This is a genomic window from Desulfurella sp., from assembly GCF_023256235.1.
Taxonomy (GTDB): Bacteria; Campylobacterota_A; Desulfurellia; order Desulfurellales; family Desulfurellaceae; genus Desulfurella.
The window spans coordinates 20,913-37,460 of record NZ_JAGDWY010000053.1 but is presented as its reverse complement, the minus strand read 5'-3'; the positions used below and the strand labels follow the sequence as shown (position 1 = coordinate 37,460).

The window sequence follows — 16,548 nt, the reverse complement described above, 5'->3', positions numbered from 1 at the left end:
CAGGTGTGCCTTTAGCAACTACCTGTCCGCCTTTATCTCCACCACCTATACCCATATCAATAATATAGTCTGCACATTTTAATATATCTAGATCATGTTCTATTATAATTACACTGTGACCACTATCTATAAGCCTATTTATTACATGCAATAGTTTTTTTATATCATCTGGATGAAGACCTCTAGAGGGCTCATCAAACAGGTATAGAGTTTTTTTGTTAGGAGGCGTTATTAGTTCTTTTGCTAATTTTATGCGCTGGGCTTCTCCTCCAGATAGTGTTGTTGCATTTTGGCCAAGTTTTATATAACCAAGTCCTATGTCTTTTAAAATTCCAAGTTTATTTTTAATTTTTGGTATGTTATCAAAAAACTCATAAGCTTCATCTATGCTCATATTAAGCACATCAGCAATATTTTTATCTTTGTAGTAAATAGATAGTGTAGCATCGTTATATCTTTTTCCACCACAAGCCTCACATAATACATAAACATCAGGTAAAAATTGCATTTCAACTTTTATATATCCTTCTCCCTTGCATTTTTCACATCTACCTCCACTAACATTAAAACTAAAGCGAGAAGCGTTAAATCCCAATACTTTTGCTTGTGTAACGTTTGCAAACAACTCTCTTATATCTGTAAAAACAGATGTGTACGTTGCTGGGTTTGATCTTGGTGTTTTGCCTATTGGTGATTGATTTATAGCAATGATGCGTTCAATTAATTGAAAGTTTTCAACATCTCCAGAGCAAATTGAAGAATCAAAAAATTCATTATCGTTTGAATTTAATTCTGTTTCTTGAAAGACTTTTCTATTTAAAGTTTGTTGAAAATTAATTTTTTCTTTTAATTTTTTATAGAGAAAATCAACAATTAAACTTGATTTGCCGCTTCCAGAAACACCACTTATTCCAACCAAACACCCAAGTGGTATATCAACGTTTAATTTTTTAATATTGTGAACATTAACATTTTTTAATTTAAGAAAATCTTTAAAATTTCTTTTTGGAGGTATTTCAATTTTTAATTTGCCAGATAAATATTTGCCTGTGAGAGAATTTTCGTTTGTTAGTATTTGATTTAGTGAACCTTCAGCACATATTTCTCCACCATATTTACCGCTTTTAGGTCCAATATCTATAATATAGTCACTATTTTTTATTAAAAACTCGTTGTGTTCTACCATTAAAATTGTGTTTCCTAAATCACGCAATTCTTTTAAAATTTTTATAAGTTTTTCTGTTTCTGAAGGGTGCAAACCAATTGATGGTTCATCCAGACAATAAGTTACACCGCTTAAAGATGTACCTATCTGCGTTGCAAGTTTGACCCTTTGAGCTTCTCCACCAGATAGCGTAGCTGTGCTTCTTGAAAGCGATAAATAATCTAAATTCAAATCCACAAGAAACTGCAATCTTTTTATAATTTCATTAAGTGGGTTTTTTGCAATTTGTTTTTGTGTTGGATCTAGCTTTTTTTCTAAATTTTTAAAGAAATCCAATGTTTCATCAATGCGAAGGTTTGTAACTTCTATAATATTTTTACCTTCTATTTTGGCAGATAAACTTTCTTTGTTTAATCTCAATCCATTGCAATTGTCACACACAACGCTTGTATGCAAATAAGCGTTTTGTATTGCAAACATTGTGTCTGATTCAAAAAAACGCTCTACCATTGATATTATTCCATCAAAATCACCACTGCCAAAATAAACAAAATCTTTCTGTTGAGTTGTTAAATCTTTAAATGGCATATAAACATCTATGCCAAAAGCAATGCATTTTTTAATTATATACTCTTGAGTCTTAGCGTATCTTGGTTTAGAAAATGGAATTATAGCACCTTCTTTTATGGATAAATTTTCATTTACCAGAGCATCTATGCTTAGTTTATTTACAAAACCCAGCCCATGGCAAACCGGACAGGCACCAAGCGGAGAGTTAAATGAAAAACTCTGGGCATTTTTTGGCGAGTAATTGATATTGCAAACAGGACAGCTAAACTCGGTTGAAAATACTTCAATTGTATTTGTTTGCACATCTTTTACATACACAGTTTTAGAATTTTTAAGTGCAAGTTCTACAGATTGCTGAATGCGCTCTTTTGAGTCTTCATCTACAACAATTCTATCCACAACCAAAAAGATTGTGTGTTTTTTATTTTTGTCTAACTTTGGTGGATCATCAAGCGTATATTCAATATCATCAGCAATAATTCTTACAAAGCCCTGTTTTGCAAGTAGATTAAATTCTTGACTAAATTCGCCTTTTTTATTAATAGCTATAGGCCGCATTATAAGTATCTTTTTTCCTTTTAATTGGGATATTTTGTTGATAATGGCCTGAGGGGTTTGCTGTTCAATTTTGCGACCACAATTATAGCAATAATACTGAGCAAGATTTGCCCATATAAGCCTCATGTAATCGTATATTTCTGTTGTTGTACCAACAGTGGAGCGGCTATTTGATGAAAGTTTTTGATCTATGCTAATAGATGGCGATAAGCCAGTTATGTAGTCAACATCACTTTTTTCTAGCTTTTCTAAAAATTGACGTGTATAAGCGGATAGCGACTCTATGTATCTGCGCTGGCCTTCTGCGTAGACTATATCAAAAACAATTGTTGATTTACCAGAGCCGGATGGACCCACAAAACTTACAATTTTAAATTTAGGAATTTTAATATCAATATTTTTTAAATTGTGTTGTCTTGCACCTTTAATAAATATATAATCTTGCATAGAAATCCTTCGAATGTAGCGGATTTAAAATTCTTCAAGCTCGCTTACATTATTGTAAAATTTATCTACAGATTGTTCATCACTCATATTTTTAAATGTAGTGGTATTTTTGTGAAAAAGCAACTCTACTGTACCTGTTGGTCCATTTCTATGTTTTGCAATATGTATTTCGGCTAAGGTTTGTTGTTCGTTGCCAGAGTTTTTTTTATTATACACATCATCCCTGTATATAAACATAACAATATCCGCATCCTGTTCAATAGAACCAGATTCTCTCAAATCAGACATCATTGGACGTTTATTGTCCCTTTGTTCTACGCTTCTATTTAGTTGGGATAATGCCAGAATAGGAATATTTAGCTCTTTAGCTAATATTTTCAAAGACCTTGATATTTCTGATACTTCCTGCACGCGGTTTTCTCTTTTTAGGCCTTCAATAAGCTGAAGGTAATCTATAATTAGAAAATCAATATTGCGCTCTATTTTTAGTTTTCTAGCTTTTGTTCTAATATCAAGGCTTGTTATAAGTGAAGAATCATCTATATATATACGAAGCTTGCGCGCTTTGTCTATTGTTTTTACTATTAAGTTCCATTCGCTTGTACTTAGATTACCAGATTTTATTTTATAAAATTCTATATTGCTCATTGATGACAAAATTCGCAAAGCTATTTGCCTGTAGGTCATTTCAAGACTGAAGATGCCTATTGATAGGTTTGTTCTTTGAGCCATATTTATAGCAATATTAACGGCAAAAGCAGTCTTTCCCATACTTGGTCTTGCAGCAAGAATTATTAGGTCACCCCTTTGAAAACCATTTAGCATTCTATCTATGTCAATAAAACCTGTTGGTAGGCCAGTAACTTCAGTATTTCTTTGTTTTAAATTTTGTATTAATTCTTTTATTTCATCACCTATATCATTTAGAGATTTGTAGCTTTCTGTTTTTTTTGTTGAAATATTAAATATCTTTTTTTCTGCAAAATTTAATATTTCTTCTGTATCTAATGCATCTGAATAGGCAACATCAGCAATTTCTTGAGAAGCAAAAATCAATTCCCTTAAAACACTTTTTTGGTAAATAATTTTTGCATAGTGTGTTATATTGGAAATATTTGGAAGATAGTCTGTAATTTCAATCAAGTAATCCATACCACCGATTGTATCTAGTTGTTTGCCTAAATGGTTGGCGACAATTATATGATCAAAACTTATACCCTGTGAATACAAGACGAGCATTGTCTGAAAGATTAACGCGTTTCTTTTATCGTAAAAATGTTTATCAGTTATATATTCTAATGCTTGACCAATTTTAGAGTTATCTAAAAATAAGGCAGAAAGCAAAGCTTTTTCTGCCTCATATGCATTTGGTAATTCAATTGAAGTAAAAGTCAAACCTTTAGCAGGTTTTAATGGGGTATCAATTTTCATCTAAACTACGTACGATAACTTTTATCTTAGCTTTTATATCTCTATAAAGAGATATTGTTACTTCGTATTCTCCTATTTGTTTGATCGGATCTTCAAGCCTTATGCTTTTTTTATCAATCTCTATTTGTTTTTCTTTTAATGCTGTGTAGATATCGTTTGTTCCAATTGAACCAAACAGCTTGCCACCTTCACCAGTCTTTGCTTTTAGCTCAATGGTTAAACCATCAAGCTGTTCTTTTTTTGCTTGTTCTAATTGTAGTCTTTTTTGTGCCCTTTTTATTATACTGTTTCTTTTTTCTTCTATTAGTTTTACATTTTCTTTTGTAGCTTTTAAAGCGAGTTTTTTAGGTAATAAAAAATTGCGCGCATAACCATCTTTAACATCTAAAACATCACCTGCCAGACCTAAATTTTCTATATCTTCAAGTAAAACAACCCTCATATACATATCCCCTTTTTAATAAACTAAAATCAGCTTTTTAGCTTTGTATTAATAGTAAATGGCAATAATGCCATGATCCTTGCGCGCTTTATGCTAGTGCTGAGTTTTCTTTGATGTTTTGCGCACACACCACTGGCTTTTCTTGAAACAATTTTGTATCTTTCTGTAATAAATCTCGATAATACATCAGTATTTTTATAATCAATTTCATCAATATTATTGATACAAAAGTAGCAAACCTTTTTCTTTGAAAATTTAAATACTCTTTTTCTTTTGTTTTTATCGTTGTTTTCCATTTTTGCTCCTTTGTTTTTTAATTTTAAAATGGTACATCTTCATCATCTTCGGGTAATTTAATATCATCTTTTACGTTATTATTTGCGCCACCAATAAACTGGAAAGCATTTAACACAACCTCGTGTTTTGAGCGTTTGTTGCCGTCTTTATCTTCCCATGTGCGTAGCCTCAAGCGCCCTTCAACAAATAATGGCGTACCTTTTTTACAGTATTGGGCTATTGTTTCTGCTTGTTTGCCAAAAGCAATAATATCTACAAATAATGTTTCAGTTTTTCTATTGCCATCAGCGTCTTTCCCTATATTGGAGTTAACCGCAAGTCCAAATGTTACAACACCAATATTTGACGGTGTATAACGCAATTCTGGATCTCTTGTGAGGTTGCCCATAAGAAAAATTCTATTCAAATTTGACACTTTTGCTCCTAATTATTTGCATTTTGCTCTTGATTTTCTTGCGCTGTGGATGTTTTTTGCTCACCCTGGGTTAAGCGTGCTATATCTTTTTTTAGCATTTTTACAGTCATTTGTCTTAAAATATCATCTTTTAGTGCAAGAAAACTTTCAATTTGCTTTGGAACAGTTGTATTTGCTTCATAAAAAAGATTTACATAAATACCTTGCCTATATTTTTTTATAGGGTAGGCGAGTTGTTTTTTACCCCAGATGGAGCTTTTTAAAAGCTTACCACCACTGCCTTCAATTCTTGATACTACATCTGAAAGTATAGTATCAAATTCTTCATCTGTAACGTTTGGTTGAACAATGTAGAGAAAATCGTAGTACATCAAACCTCCTTTTGGACTTTTGGCTATCTTGCTTATTTACAAGATAGCAAGGATATAAACATTGATTATTGTATCAAATTCTTAAAAAAAATCAAAATATTATATATTTTATTGATTTTTGATTGATTGTATATTTTTTTCAACCCAATTTAAAAACCCATCTAAGCCATCGTTTTTTAATGCGCTTATTTTAAATATTATTGCATTTGGATTTAATTCTTTTATCTCGTGTTCTACTTTTTCTACGTCAAAATTTACAAATTGGGCTATATCCATTTTGTTTATCAAAACAACATCTGCTACATTAAACATTGTGGGATATTTTTTTACCTTGTCATCGCCTTCGGGTGTACTTATTAAGACAGCATTTTTGTGTGTACCTAAGTAGAAACTAGCAGGACAGACCAGGTTTCCTACATTTTCAATTATTAACAGATCTAGATCAAGTGACATATCATTAAGTGCTTTTTGAACCATTGAAGAATCTAGGTGGCATGTGCCTGATGTATTTATTTGAACAGCTTCTATGCCAAGAGCTGCAATACGTTGTGCATCCCTTTGTGTATCTAAATCGCCATCAATTGCTGCAATTTTATATTCAGGCTTTAGTGCTTCCACCATGCGTTCAATAAGTGTTGTTTTGCCAGCACCCGGCGAGCTCATGACATTTAAGCCAAAAACACGATTTTTGTCAAGCAAGCTCCTGATACTATTTGCAATATCGTCGTTTTTTTCAAGTATCTTTTTTTCAACAACAATCCTTTTCACTACTGTCCCTCCACATCTACAATTTCTAATTCTTTGCCATTTATTATTGTAAGTGGCATCTGGCAATCTTGACAAACCATAACCAGATCGTCTGTATTATCAAATTCATAAATTTTGCCACATATACTACACCTTGCTTTTACGTTTACATAGATTATATTAAGTTTTGTGTTTTTGATAAATTCTTCTTCTTTTTGTATTGCTTCAAATGCAAAAAGAAGGGCGTCGATAGCAACGCCCGAGACTGCACCAATTTTTAGGGTAGCGGAAGTTATGCTCAATAGCCCATTTTGGGTTTTTATGTCGCGTAAAACTTCCACGACAGATTGGGCTATTGCCCCCTCATGCATAACTTCCACCAAATTCTTTTATTTGTTCTAATACTAACTTTTCAACGGAAGGCATTTTTTCTTCCATTAAAGGTGTTAGTGTAATAGTTAAGTCATTTGGGCAAACCGAGAGTGGTTCAATTCCAATTACTACTGTTTCTTTTTCCAAGCCCATTAATCTTACATGCCCTAAAATATCACCCAGGCCAATTTCATGGATAGATGATACAAATGTAATATTTGGAGGAAGCTCTTTTACATTGAATTTATAGATACTGCCTGGTGTATCATTTGCTCTTATTGCATCTACAAATATAAGTTTATCATTTTCTAAAAAATGCTCAATTAAGAGGAACCCTACGGTTCCTCCATCTAAAATTTTAACATTTTCACTGAATGTATATTTTGATTTCAATTTATTAACTAAATGAACGCCAAAGCCTTCATCGCCAAGCAATGTGTTACCCAAGCCTATAACTGCAATATTGTTCATTCTTTTTCTGCCTCGTATCCAGAAATCATAGATGATACTGTACCTTTTTTATCGCCTACATCATGGGCTAATATCATATACACATGACCTATAAAAAACACTATAAAAAACCATGTAAGCAATCTATGCAAATCGTATACATGGGCATAGCCGCCCATCAGGCTTACAAACCAGTATAGTGCTTTTTGCATAAAAGACATACCGAGAATGGAGTTTTGACCCATTGTAAACATTACAAGGCCAGATATAATCTGAAAGAAGCAAGCTACAATAAATAAAAAGTAAAATAGCGATTGAAGTGGATTATACTTACTTTTAATTGGCACACCATATGGTTTGAATGTAATATAATAGGAAAGCACAGTTTTCCATTCTTTAATATTAAACCACTCAAACAATAAACTTTTCCAATCTGCATCGTATCTTGAAAAGAAAGCATAATACAGTCTCATAATAATAGCAAACATAAATATAAAGCCAAAAGTAAAGTGTATAAATCTTACATCTGCCATAGCAAATGTATTGTATGCTTCTCTTGTGCCTGGCGAATAAACAAACCAGAAAGGATCAGCTATATAAAAACCAGTGAAAGTTAGCACTGCTATGCATATAAATGTTGTCCAGTGTATTAGTCTTCGTGCAACTGTCCACCTGTAGTGCATTTTGACTTGACTATCCATATTACACCTCGACTTTAAATTTACGCAATTTACCACTATCTGTATCAATTAAATGTACAGCGCATGCAAGACATGGATCGAATGAGTGTATGGTACGTAAAATTTCTAATGGCTCATTTGGATCTGGTACGGGTAAATCTATCAGTGAAGCTTCATAGGCTCCTTTTTGGCCGATTTCGTCTCTTGGAGAAGCATTCCATGTAGAAGGCACAACTACCTGGTAGTGCGTAATTGTTTTTCCTTTTATTGTAACAAAGTGACCTAAAGAACCCCTTGGTGCCTCAACAAGCGCCACGCATGCGTTTGTTTCTTCTTTTGGAAATTCAAACCTTGTCCACGTACTTTCATCACCCTGTTTTAAGTTTGCAATTAAATCTTTTATAAATATATAAGCACCATCGCAAATATAATCCGTGTCTAGTGCCCTTGCTACGGTTCTGCCTACTGTTGAATACATTTGTTCAAATTTTGCATTGTGCTTTTTTAAAAATTCATCAACGCGTTTTCTCATGTCTTTGTGGTTTGTTGCATACCCTACTACCCATCTGGCAAGTGGACCTACTTCCATAACTTTTCTTTTGTAGCGTGGTGCTTTTACCCACGAGTATTTTCCATCTCCTTTAACTGTATTATCTGGGTTTAAACCTGTATATTGAGGTATTGTTTCTTCAATTCCAGGGTATAGTCCAACTTTTGGTCCTTCATACCATGAGTGGGCAACAGTTTCTGTGATTGACTTTTCATCTACTGTGGGTTCAAAAATATTCAGGTTGCCTTCGTATACAACACCTTGAGGTAGATATCTGTATTTTGCTTCCCAATCGTTTGTTTCTGGAAAACCACCATAACTTAAGAAATTATAGTTTCCAATTCCCCAACCTTTTACAAACTCATCTTTATAAAAATGTGTAAGCATATCAATATCAGGAAGATAAGCATTTTTTATAAAATTGTGAACATTATCTAATTTGTATTTGTACTCTGCAAGTCTATTTGGGTCAAGTAAATCCATAACACTTGAGATTCCGCCAATTACAAGTGTTTGTGGATGAGGATCTTTTGCTCCATAAATGGCTTTCATTTGTCCTAGAATTACTTGAATTTGCAATGCATCTAAATAATGGCTTATTGTTATTAAATCAGCTTCAGGAGTCATCTTATAAAGCGGGTTACCAATATATGCATTTGCAAATGGCCCTAATTGTCCGCTTGCTACAAATTTTGCAAGTTTTTCTTTTACTTCTCTATAGTGAGCAACAGAAGCATTATATGGTGTTTTTGAAAATTCATAAGCTAAATCAGCCGCCTTTTGAGGGTCTGCTTTTAATGCTCCTCCTATATCAGCCCAATCAAGACTATGCAGGGCGTAAAAATGGACTATATGATCCTGCATAAATTGTGCTGCATTAATTAAATTTCTAATTAACCTTGCATTTGTTGGCGGTCTTATGCCAAGAGCAACTTCTGTAGCCATAGTATTGCCTTCATAGTGAGAGTATGTACAAACACCGCATATACGCTGGGCAAGCAAGCCACCATCCCTTATGTCTCTACCTTGCAGGATAGGTTCTATGCCTCTCCAAAGTGTACCAGAACTCCAGGCGTCAGTTACCTTGCCATTTTTTATATTAACTTCAATGCGCAAATGTCCTTCAATACGCGTAATAGGATCAACTACTAAGTGTTGATTAACTTCTTTTTGTGCCTTTGCCATATTACTCCCCCTCTTTGTTATTTATTTTCGCCTGTATTGTTTTGATCGTTTTTATTCTTTTCTTCTTTTTCTTCTTCTTTCTTTTTCTTTTCAGCTTTCGCTCTGATTATTGAGCCAGCAGCATGTACACCTACCGCACCAATCGTAATGCCTGTTACAAGTTCTCCAATGGCATCGCTTGTAGCTTCTACGCCGCCAAATGCAGGAATCCTTATGCCTGCTTTATCATTTGGCTCTTCAAACGGTGCCATAGTATCCCAAAAGTCGGGTTCTGAGCATCCAATGCAGCCATGACCTGCTCCCACTGGCCAGTTTGTGCTTTGGTTAAACCTGTATCTTGGGCAGTTGTTGTATGTAAGAGGCCCCTTGCAACCCATTTTATACAAACACCAGCCTTTTTTTGCGCCTTCATCGCCCCATTCTTCAACAAACTCACCAGCATCAAAGTGTGCCCTGCGCTCACAGTTATCGTGAATTCTGCCGCCGTAAGCCCAGATTGGTCTATAGCTTAAATCAAGCGGTGGAACCCTGTCAAACAATAAAATATGTACAAGTGTTCCTATCATGTTTACTGAATTCGGTGGACAACCAGATACATTAACCACCTCGCAACCCAAAATATCATGAACGCCTTTTGCACCCGTTGGGTTTGGATATGCTGCCTGTACGCCTCCAAAAGACGAGCACGTGCCAAAATTTACTATGTATTTAGCATCTTTTGATATTCTTTTTAATCTATGAAGGCCAGTTTCTGCGTTTGTACCAATGCGCAAAAATATACCGTTATCCTTTGTTGGTATACCACCTTCCACTACCAATATATAGCTACCTTTATACTTTGCTATTGCAGACTCTAAAGCTTCTTCAGCCCTTTTGCCCGATGCCATCATTAATGTGTCGTGGAATGCAAGGTTAATTGTGTCAAATATGACTCTTTCAATTGAAGGATTAATGTTTCTAATAAAAGATTCTGTACAGCCTGTGCACTCTGCAAAGTGCAGCCAGATTACTGTAGGTCTTGGAGCAATAGCTGCAACTGCTTTTGCAACACGTGGTTCAAATATAGGTGGCAAAGTTAAAGCAGCTGTAATCATTGATGTCCATTTCAAAAAATCCCTTCTTGTAAAACCTGCTTCTTTGAGATTGTTGTAGAACAGTTGTTCTTGTTCTTTAGAACAACTTTTTTTTAGCCGCTCATCTACTTCTGGCAATAGAGCTTCATAGTCAAGAGTGTCTTTTTTCATAGCCCCCCTCCTTTGTATATTTTGGGTACAATTTTAAGAATTAAAATTAGCCTTGTCAATAAAAAAACTAATTATTTTTAATTAAATCTTCTAATAATTGCAATTAAAAGAACCATACATTACATACTAAATTAAATAACATTATGATAATATCATGTTGACATTCGTATTTAATATTATTAATATAGCATCGTCTAGAAAGAGGGGGATATGCATCGTTTTTTAAATACAATGTACAAATATTTAATTTATTTAGTAAATGTTTGCAATCAAAGCTAAAGTATATGGTATTGTTCAGGGTGTAGGTTTTAGACCAGTACTTTACAATGCTTTAAAAAAATATACAGGGTGGGTACGAAATAGCTCTTGTTGCGTTGAAATTTATATTGAATCAAAAAGAGCACTTAATATAGAAAAGATTATCATTAAAAATAAACCGCAAAATGCATTTATAAAATCTATAGATAGCGTTATTTTTAAAATAAAAAAACATGCCTACAATAGTTTTATTATTAAATACAGTAAAGATGATACTCAAAAAAATATAAATATAACGCCAGATTGGGGTATTTGCAAAAAATGCGAGCAAGAATTATTTGATAGCTCAAACAGGCGTTTTTTGCATCCTTTGATTACATGCACAGATTGTGGACCCAGATTTAGTATTGCAAAAGATGGTTTGTTTGATAGAAACAATACCACAATGAACGCATTTAAAATGTGCAAAATGTGCGCAACAGAATATTCTGATAGCGCAAATAGGCGTTTTCATGCTCAAACCATTTCTTGTAAAGAATGTGGCCCAAAATATTTTTATGTAAAAAACAAACGGGTTGAATCAAAAGATATCAAAGCCGTTAAAAAGGCAGCTTTTGATCTGGAAAATTCTAAAGTTGGTTTATTAAAAGGTATAGGCGGTTATCATTTAATTTGCAATGCATTTGATGAATATGCTGTTGAAAAGATAAAATACATAAAACAAAGAGAAGAAAAACCGTTTGCTGTAATTGCAAAAAACATTGAAACTGCAAAAAAACTTGCTTATCTATCAAAAAAAGAAATTGAAATACTAAACTCACAAATAAAACCAATTGTGCTTGCAAAATATAAAGATGAACGCTTAAAGTTTGTAAATATCAAAAGCCCGTTTGTAGGTATGATGCTTGCTTATGCTCCAATACACTTGCTTTTGTTTTATTTTTCAAACCTGGAGTGCATTGTTGCAACGAGTGCAAACTTAAGTGAATTTTCGCTTATTTACAAAGATAGGGATGCTGTAGATTTTAGTGGTGTAGATTTTGTGTTGCTTCACAATAGGAAAATTATAAGACCAATTGAAGATTCTATTGTACACTTCAGTTTAAATAAGCAAATAATTTTTAGGTATGCAAGGGGCTATGCACCTTCGCCATTTTATCTAAAAGGTATTAAACCAAACATTTTAGCATTGGGTGCTGATATGAAAAACAATATAGCAATAAGCCTTAAAGATACGGTAATTTTATCCCAATACACGCCAGATTTATCAAATTATGAAAACTATGAGCAATTTAATAAAAAAGTTGATGATTTTTTATCATTTTTTGATATAAAAAAAGTTGATATGGCTATTTGTGATAGGCATCCAAATTATTTATCAAGCAATTATGCAAGGCAAACATTTGCCAATGTGTTTGAAGTACAGCACCACAAAGCGCATTTTGCAAGCGTTTTAATGGAACACAACCACTGTGGTGATTGTATTGGGATAGTGCTTGATGGTACAGGTTTTGGTGATGATGGCAATATTTGGGGTGGTGAAATTTTTGTAAAAATGGATAAAACCATAGAACGCATTGGACATATTAAAAATATGAAACTTTACTTTGGAGAAAAAGCCATAAAAGAACCATACAGAATAGCAGCTTCGTATATTTATGATATAACAGGCGATATCGAGTATGTTAAATACTTATTTTCTGATTATAGCAATGTAATTGAGCTTATGCCGAAAATGCCTTATTCGATCACAAGCTCAGCAGGCAGGTTATTTGATGCAGTAAGCGCTCTTTTAAACATAAAACACAAAAACACTTTTGAAGCCCAATCTGCAATGCTTTTAGAGTACGAAGCAAGAAAACACAAGACTTCTAAGATACTTGATTATAAGATTGATAATTTTATTATTGATTTTTCAATGACACTAAAAACAATTGCACAAAGACGCGATTTAGTAAGCGCAAGACTTTTTCATAATACTTTTGTTGATGCAATATATCAAAATACAATGTCTATATCAAAGCAAACTGGCATAAAAACGGTTGCACTCTCAGGTGGCGTATTTCAAAACGATATAGTTTTTAGTTTACTATATAAAAAATTAGCCAAAGCTGGTTTAAATGTACTGTTTAACTCAAGATTTCCGATAAACGATGGTGGTGTAGCCATAGGTCAAATCTACATTGCAAAGGAGGGATTATGTGTATAGGTATACCGATGCAAATTGTTGAAGTTTATGAAGATGGAATAAGTGGTGTTGTTGAAGCAGGTGGTACAAAGAAACACTGTTTTTTTATGCTAATAGACAACCCAAAAGTAGGGGACTATGTGCTTGTGCATGCAGGAAACGCTATTGCAAAACTAGACGAACAGGAAGCAAAAGAAAACTTAGAGCTAATAGAACAATGCTTGTTGGGGGCAAAAGGTGCAACTGAGTAAGTTTAAAGACAAAGATTTAGTATTGGCGCTTGCTCAAAGCATAAAAGTCAAATCAAAAAATTTCGAGAATTTGCGCATTATGCATGTGTGTGGCACACACGAGAATTCTATAGTAAGATACGCACTAAGGGATTTATTGCCAGAAAATATAAAGCTTCTTGCTGGACCTGGATGTCCTGTATGTGTTACAAGCTCAAAAGATATAGATGCTATAATAAACTATGGTATAAAAAATAATTGCACAATTGCCACATTTGGCGATATGTTGAGGGTAAAAGGAAGCAATTATTCACTTTTTAGTGCAAGCAAGATGGGTCTTAGCGTTAAGATGGTTTATGGTTTAGATGAAGCAATAGATTTTGCAAAAAAAAGCAGACAAGATGTGATATTTTTTTCTGTGGGGTTTGAAACTACAGCAGCTCCCATTGCAAGCATAATAAAAAGTATAAGCTTGCCAGAAAATTTAAGCTTTTTCAGTGTCCACAAATACACGCCAAATGGTGTTTTAGAATTGTTGAAAGCAGGCAAGTTAAATATTGATGCATTAATATTGCCTGGACACGCAAGCATAGTTTCGGGCTTGGTGCCTTATGAAAAGGTCTCAAGCGATTTTAAACTACCCTGCGTTGCGGCTGGTTTTGAACCAGTTGATATTTTAAGTACTATACTGATGATAATAAACCAGATTGAAAATAATACCTGCAAGGTAGAAAACGAGTATGAAAGGCTTTTGAGCTATGAAGGCAACAAGCTTGCTCAAAAAGCTCTAAATGATGTTTTTGATATTGTGCCTAGCATATGGAGGGGGCTTGGTACAATAGAAAATAGTGGTTTTGAGTTTAAAAAAACATATGACTTTTTAAATGCAAAGGTAAAATTCAATATTCCATTTAGCGAAGATTATATAGAAGAACAAAAAGGTTGCAGATGCGCAGAAGTTATTTTAGGTTTGATTGAGCCAACGCAATGCCCAATGTTTTCCAAAGTATGCAATCCTCACAATCCTGTAGGGCCGTGTATGGTATCAGATGAAGGTACATGCAGAAACTGGTGGGAGGTTAAAGGTGAAATTTGACAAAATTACAATGGATCACGGATCTGGTGGTAAATTGACTCTTGAATTAATAGAAAATGTATTTAGAGCAACTCCGGGTCTTGATAGTGCAATTTTAGGCGATATAGCCTTTACGACGGATTCTCATTCAATAAAGCCCCTATTTTTTAAAGGCGGTGATATTGGCAAACTATCCGTTTGTGGGACTGTGAATGATCTGTTGTGTGTTGGAGCAAAGCCCATGTATCTATCAAGCGCATTTATAATGGAAGAAGGTTTTGAGCTTGATGAGTTAGAAAAAATTGCAAAATCAATGCGCGATGAAGCAAAAAATGCTAATGTTAAAATTGTATGCGGTGATACAAAGGTTGTTGAAGCTGGCAAAGGCTTTTATATAAATACGTCAGGCATAGGAAAAATCATAAGGCCAATAGATGGCTCAAACATATGCGAAAATGATCAGATAATTGTAACAGGCAATATTGGAGAACACGGCTTTTCGATTTTAAACGAGCGCGAAAACCTAAATCTTGCATCAAATTTGCAATCTGATTGCGCCCAGCTTACAAACCTAATTTTACCAATAATTGAATCTGATTTAGATGTTCACTGGATGAGGGATCCCACACGTGGCGGTCTTGCCATGTGTTTAAACGAATTATGCTACAAAAGAGATTTTGGCGTTGAAATATTTGAAGAACTTGTCCCTATTTCTGAAGAAGTGTCCTCGATTTCTGAGTTGCTTGGCATTGAACCTTATTATAGCGCAAATGAAGGTAAGATGGTAATAGTTGCAAACCCGGTTGATGCCCCAAAAATTTTAGATATTTTGCACAGCAATCCACTTGGTAAAAATGCAAATATAATTGGAAATATTACAAAAGATCACCCGCAAAAGGTATTGCTTAATTTGAATTATGGCACAAAAAGATTGCTTTCTATGCCACTTGTAGAAAAAATGCCAAGGATTTGTTAAAAATACTTGACTTTTTGTTTTTTTATGTTAAAATACAAGTAATTTGGTGTGGACTATATAGGCGCATCAATAGTAAATTTTTTTTGGAGTGTGTTTTGTGAATACGAACAAGTTGTACGTCGGTAATTTGAATTACCGAACGACGGAAGAGAAACTTAAAGAAGTTTTCTCAGGTTATGGTAATGTAGTATCGGTAAAGGTTATTGAAGGTAAAGGGTTTGGATTTGTAGAAATGGAATCAAAAGACGATGCCCAAAAAGCTAAAGATGCTTTAGACAACACAGATTTAGACGGTAGAAACATCAGGGTAGATGAAGCAAAACCAAGGGAGTCAAATCCAAGACAAAGGTCAAACTACTCTAACTCAAGAAACAGATTTTAATCCACTTTTAAAAGCAGGGTTTTAAGCCCTGCTTATATTTATATAAAATCGCATAAAATATAGTTTGATATTAAAAATTTTTTATAATTTGCAATTTTGATTGAACCTTTAACTTTTTTAAGTGTTTTTAACTCATAGTGTTTTGAAAGTTCTTTTTTAAAAATTTCCTCAATATTGCAATTGTAAGTTTGATTAAACGTATTTATATTTATACCATTTACTGTACGCAAACCTAAAACAAATGCTTCTTTAATTTGTTTATTAATGTTTAATCTATTTTTGTAAACAATGGGGCTTTTATCAGATAAAACTTTGTTGATATAATCAATTAAGTTATCTGTATTTTTGTACCTTATAGAGCTTATATGAGAGCTTGCGCTTAAACCAAAACCTACATAATCATAATTTTTCCAGTAAGCTTGATTATGTTTGCTTTCAAATCCTTTTTTTGCAAAATTTGAAATTTCATATTGAAATATATTGTGTTTTTTTAAAAATTTTACTAAGTATAAAAA

At 33.6% G+C, this 16,548-nt stretch carries 17 protein-coding genes and 1 pseudogene; 5 read left to right on the top strand and 13 right to left on the bottom strand.

Annotated elements, in window-relative coordinates:
- The 12 genes from uvrA to Q0C22_RS05280 form a co-directional block, all read right to left on the bottom strand.
- Positions 1 to 2,740, bottom strand: a 2,740-nt coding sequence (gene uvrA, locus Q0C22_RS05335; protein ID WP_291492528.1) for an excinuclease ABC subunit UvrA, incomplete at its 3' end; no start/stop codon positions are given.
- A 24-nt stretch (positions 2,741 to 2,764) separates the two neighbouring features.
- Positions 2,765 to 4,171: a replicative DNA helicase gene (dnaB, locus tag Q0C22_RS05330; protein WP_291492526.1), complete on the bottom strand. Its 1,407-nt coding sequence runs from the start codon at positions 4,169 to 4,171 to the stop codon at positions 2,765 to 2,767.
- Positions 4,161 to 4,613 carry a 50S ribosomal protein L9 gene (rplI, locus tag Q0C22_RS05325; RefSeq protein ID WP_291492524.1) on the bottom strand — a complete coding sequence of 151 codons (453 nt, stop codon included), beginning with the start codon at positions 4,611 to 4,613 and terminating at the stop codon, positions 4,161 to 4,163. Before rplI ends, dnaB begins: the two co-directional genes overlap by 11 nt.
- A gap of 29 nt (positions 4,614 to 4,642) precedes the next feature.
- Complete coding sequence (gene rpsR, locus Q0C22_RS05320; protein ID WP_025391222.1) at positions 4,643 to 4,909, bottom strand: 30S ribosomal protein S18; 267 nt, start codon at positions 4,907 to 4,909, stop codon at positions 4,643 to 4,645.
- A 23-nt stretch (positions 4,910 to 4,932) separates the two neighbouring features.
- Positions 4,933 to 5,325 carry a single-stranded DNA-binding protein gene (locus Q0C22_RS05315; RefSeq protein ID WP_291492520.1) on the bottom strand — a complete coding sequence of 131 codons (393 nt, stop codon included), beginning with the start codon at positions 5,323 to 5,325 and terminating at the stop codon, positions 4,933 to 4,935.
- An 8-nt stretch (positions 5,326 to 5,333) separates the two neighbouring features.
- Positions 5,334 to 5,696 (bottom strand): 30S ribosomal protein S6, encoded by a 363-nt coding sequence (rpsF, locus tag Q0C22_RS05310; protein ID WP_291492518.1) that lies wholly within the window; start codon positions 5,694 to 5,696, stop codon positions 5,334 to 5,336.
- A gap of 108 nt (positions 5,697 to 5,804) precedes the next feature.
- Positions 5,805 to 6,464, bottom strand: a complete 660-nt coding sequence (gene hypB / locus Q0C22_RS05305; protein ID WP_291492516.1) for a hydrogenase nickel incorporation protein HypB — start codon at positions 6,462 to 6,464, stop codon at positions 5,805 to 5,807.
- Complete coding sequence (locus Q0C22_RS05300; RefSeq protein WP_291492514.1) at positions 6,464 to 6,814, bottom strand: hydrogenase maturation nickel metallochaperone HypA; 351 nt, start codon at positions 6,812 to 6,814, stop codon at positions 6,464 to 6,466. Before Q0C22_RS05300 ends, hypB begins: the two co-directional genes overlap by 1 nt.
- Complete coding sequence (locus Q0C22_RS05295; RefSeq protein ID WP_291492512.1) at positions 6,807 to 7,286, bottom strand: HyaD/HybD family hydrogenase maturation endopeptidase; 480 nt, start codon at positions 7,284 to 7,286, stop codon at positions 6,807 to 6,809. Before Q0C22_RS05295 ends, Q0C22_RS05300 begins: the two co-directional genes overlap by 8 nt.
- Positions 7,283 to 7,966, bottom strand: a complete 684-nt coding sequence (gene cybH / locus Q0C22_RS05290) for a Ni/Fe-hydrogenase, b-type cytochrome subunit (protein ID WP_291492510.1) — start codon at positions 7,964 to 7,966, stop codon at positions 7,283 to 7,285. Before cybH ends, Q0C22_RS05295 begins: the two co-directional genes overlap by 4 nt.
- Before the next feature lies 1 nt (position 7,967).
- Complete coding sequence (locus tag Q0C22_RS05285; RefSeq protein WP_291492509.1) at positions 7,968 to 9,680, bottom strand: nickel-dependent hydrogenase large subunit; 1,713 nt, start codon at positions 9,678 to 9,680, stop codon at positions 7,968 to 7,970.
- A 17-nt stretch (positions 9,681 to 9,697) separates the two neighbouring features.
- The gene (locus Q0C22_RS05280; RefSeq protein WP_291492507.1) at positions 9,698 to 10,924 is read right to left on the bottom strand and encodes a hydrogenase small subunit; all 1,227 of its coding nucleotides are present in this window, start codon (positions 10,922 to 10,924) and stop codon (positions 9,698 to 9,700) included.
- Between the two features lie 259 nt (positions 10,925 to 11,183).
- Between Q0C22_RS05280 and hypF the strand changes: the two genes are divergently transcribed.
- From hypF to Q0C22_RS05255, 5 genes are all read left to right on the top strand, one after another.
- Positions 11,184 to 13,391 carry a carbamoyltransferase HypF gene (gene hypF, locus Q0C22_RS05275; protein WP_291492505.1) on the top strand — a complete coding sequence of 736 codons (2,208 nt, stop codon included), beginning with the start codon at positions 11,184 to 11,186 and terminating at the stop codon, positions 13,389 to 13,391.
- The gene (locus tag Q0C22_RS05270) at positions 13,382 to 13,621 is read left to right on the top strand and encodes a HypC/HybG/HupF family hydrogenase formation chaperone (RefSeq protein WP_291492503.1); all 240 of its coding nucleotides are present in this window, start codon (positions 13,382 to 13,384) and stop codon (positions 13,619 to 13,621) included. Before hypF ends, Q0C22_RS05270 begins: the two co-directional genes overlap by 10 nt.
- Positions 13,608 to 14,696 carry a hydrogenase formation protein HypD gene (gene hypD, locus Q0C22_RS05265; protein WP_291492501.1) on the top strand — a complete coding sequence of 363 codons (1,089 nt, stop codon included), beginning with the start codon at positions 13,608 to 13,610 and terminating at the stop codon, positions 14,694 to 14,696. Before Q0C22_RS05270 ends, hypD begins: the two co-directional genes overlap by 14 nt.
- Entirely contained in the window at positions 14,686 to 15,651 is a 966-nt protein-coding gene (gene hypE, locus Q0C22_RS05260; protein WP_291492499.1) for a hydrogenase expression/formation protein HypE, read from the top strand. Before hypD ends, hypE begins: the two co-directional genes overlap by 11 nt.
- A 97-nt stretch (positions 15,652 to 15,748) precedes the next feature.
- Positions 15,749 to 16,033: an RNA-binding protein gene (locus Q0C22_RS05255; RefSeq protein ID WP_025391235.1), complete on the top strand. Its 285-nt coding sequence runs from the start codon at positions 15,749 to 15,751 to the stop codon at positions 16,031 to 16,033.
- 38 nt (positions 16,034 to 16,071) lie between these two features.
- Here the strand turns inward: Q0C22_RS05255 and Q0C22_RS05250 are convergent.
- Positions 16,072 to 16,548 (bottom strand): annotated as a pseudogene (locus Q0C22_RS05250) (coproporphyrinogen III oxidase); the annotation flags it as partial.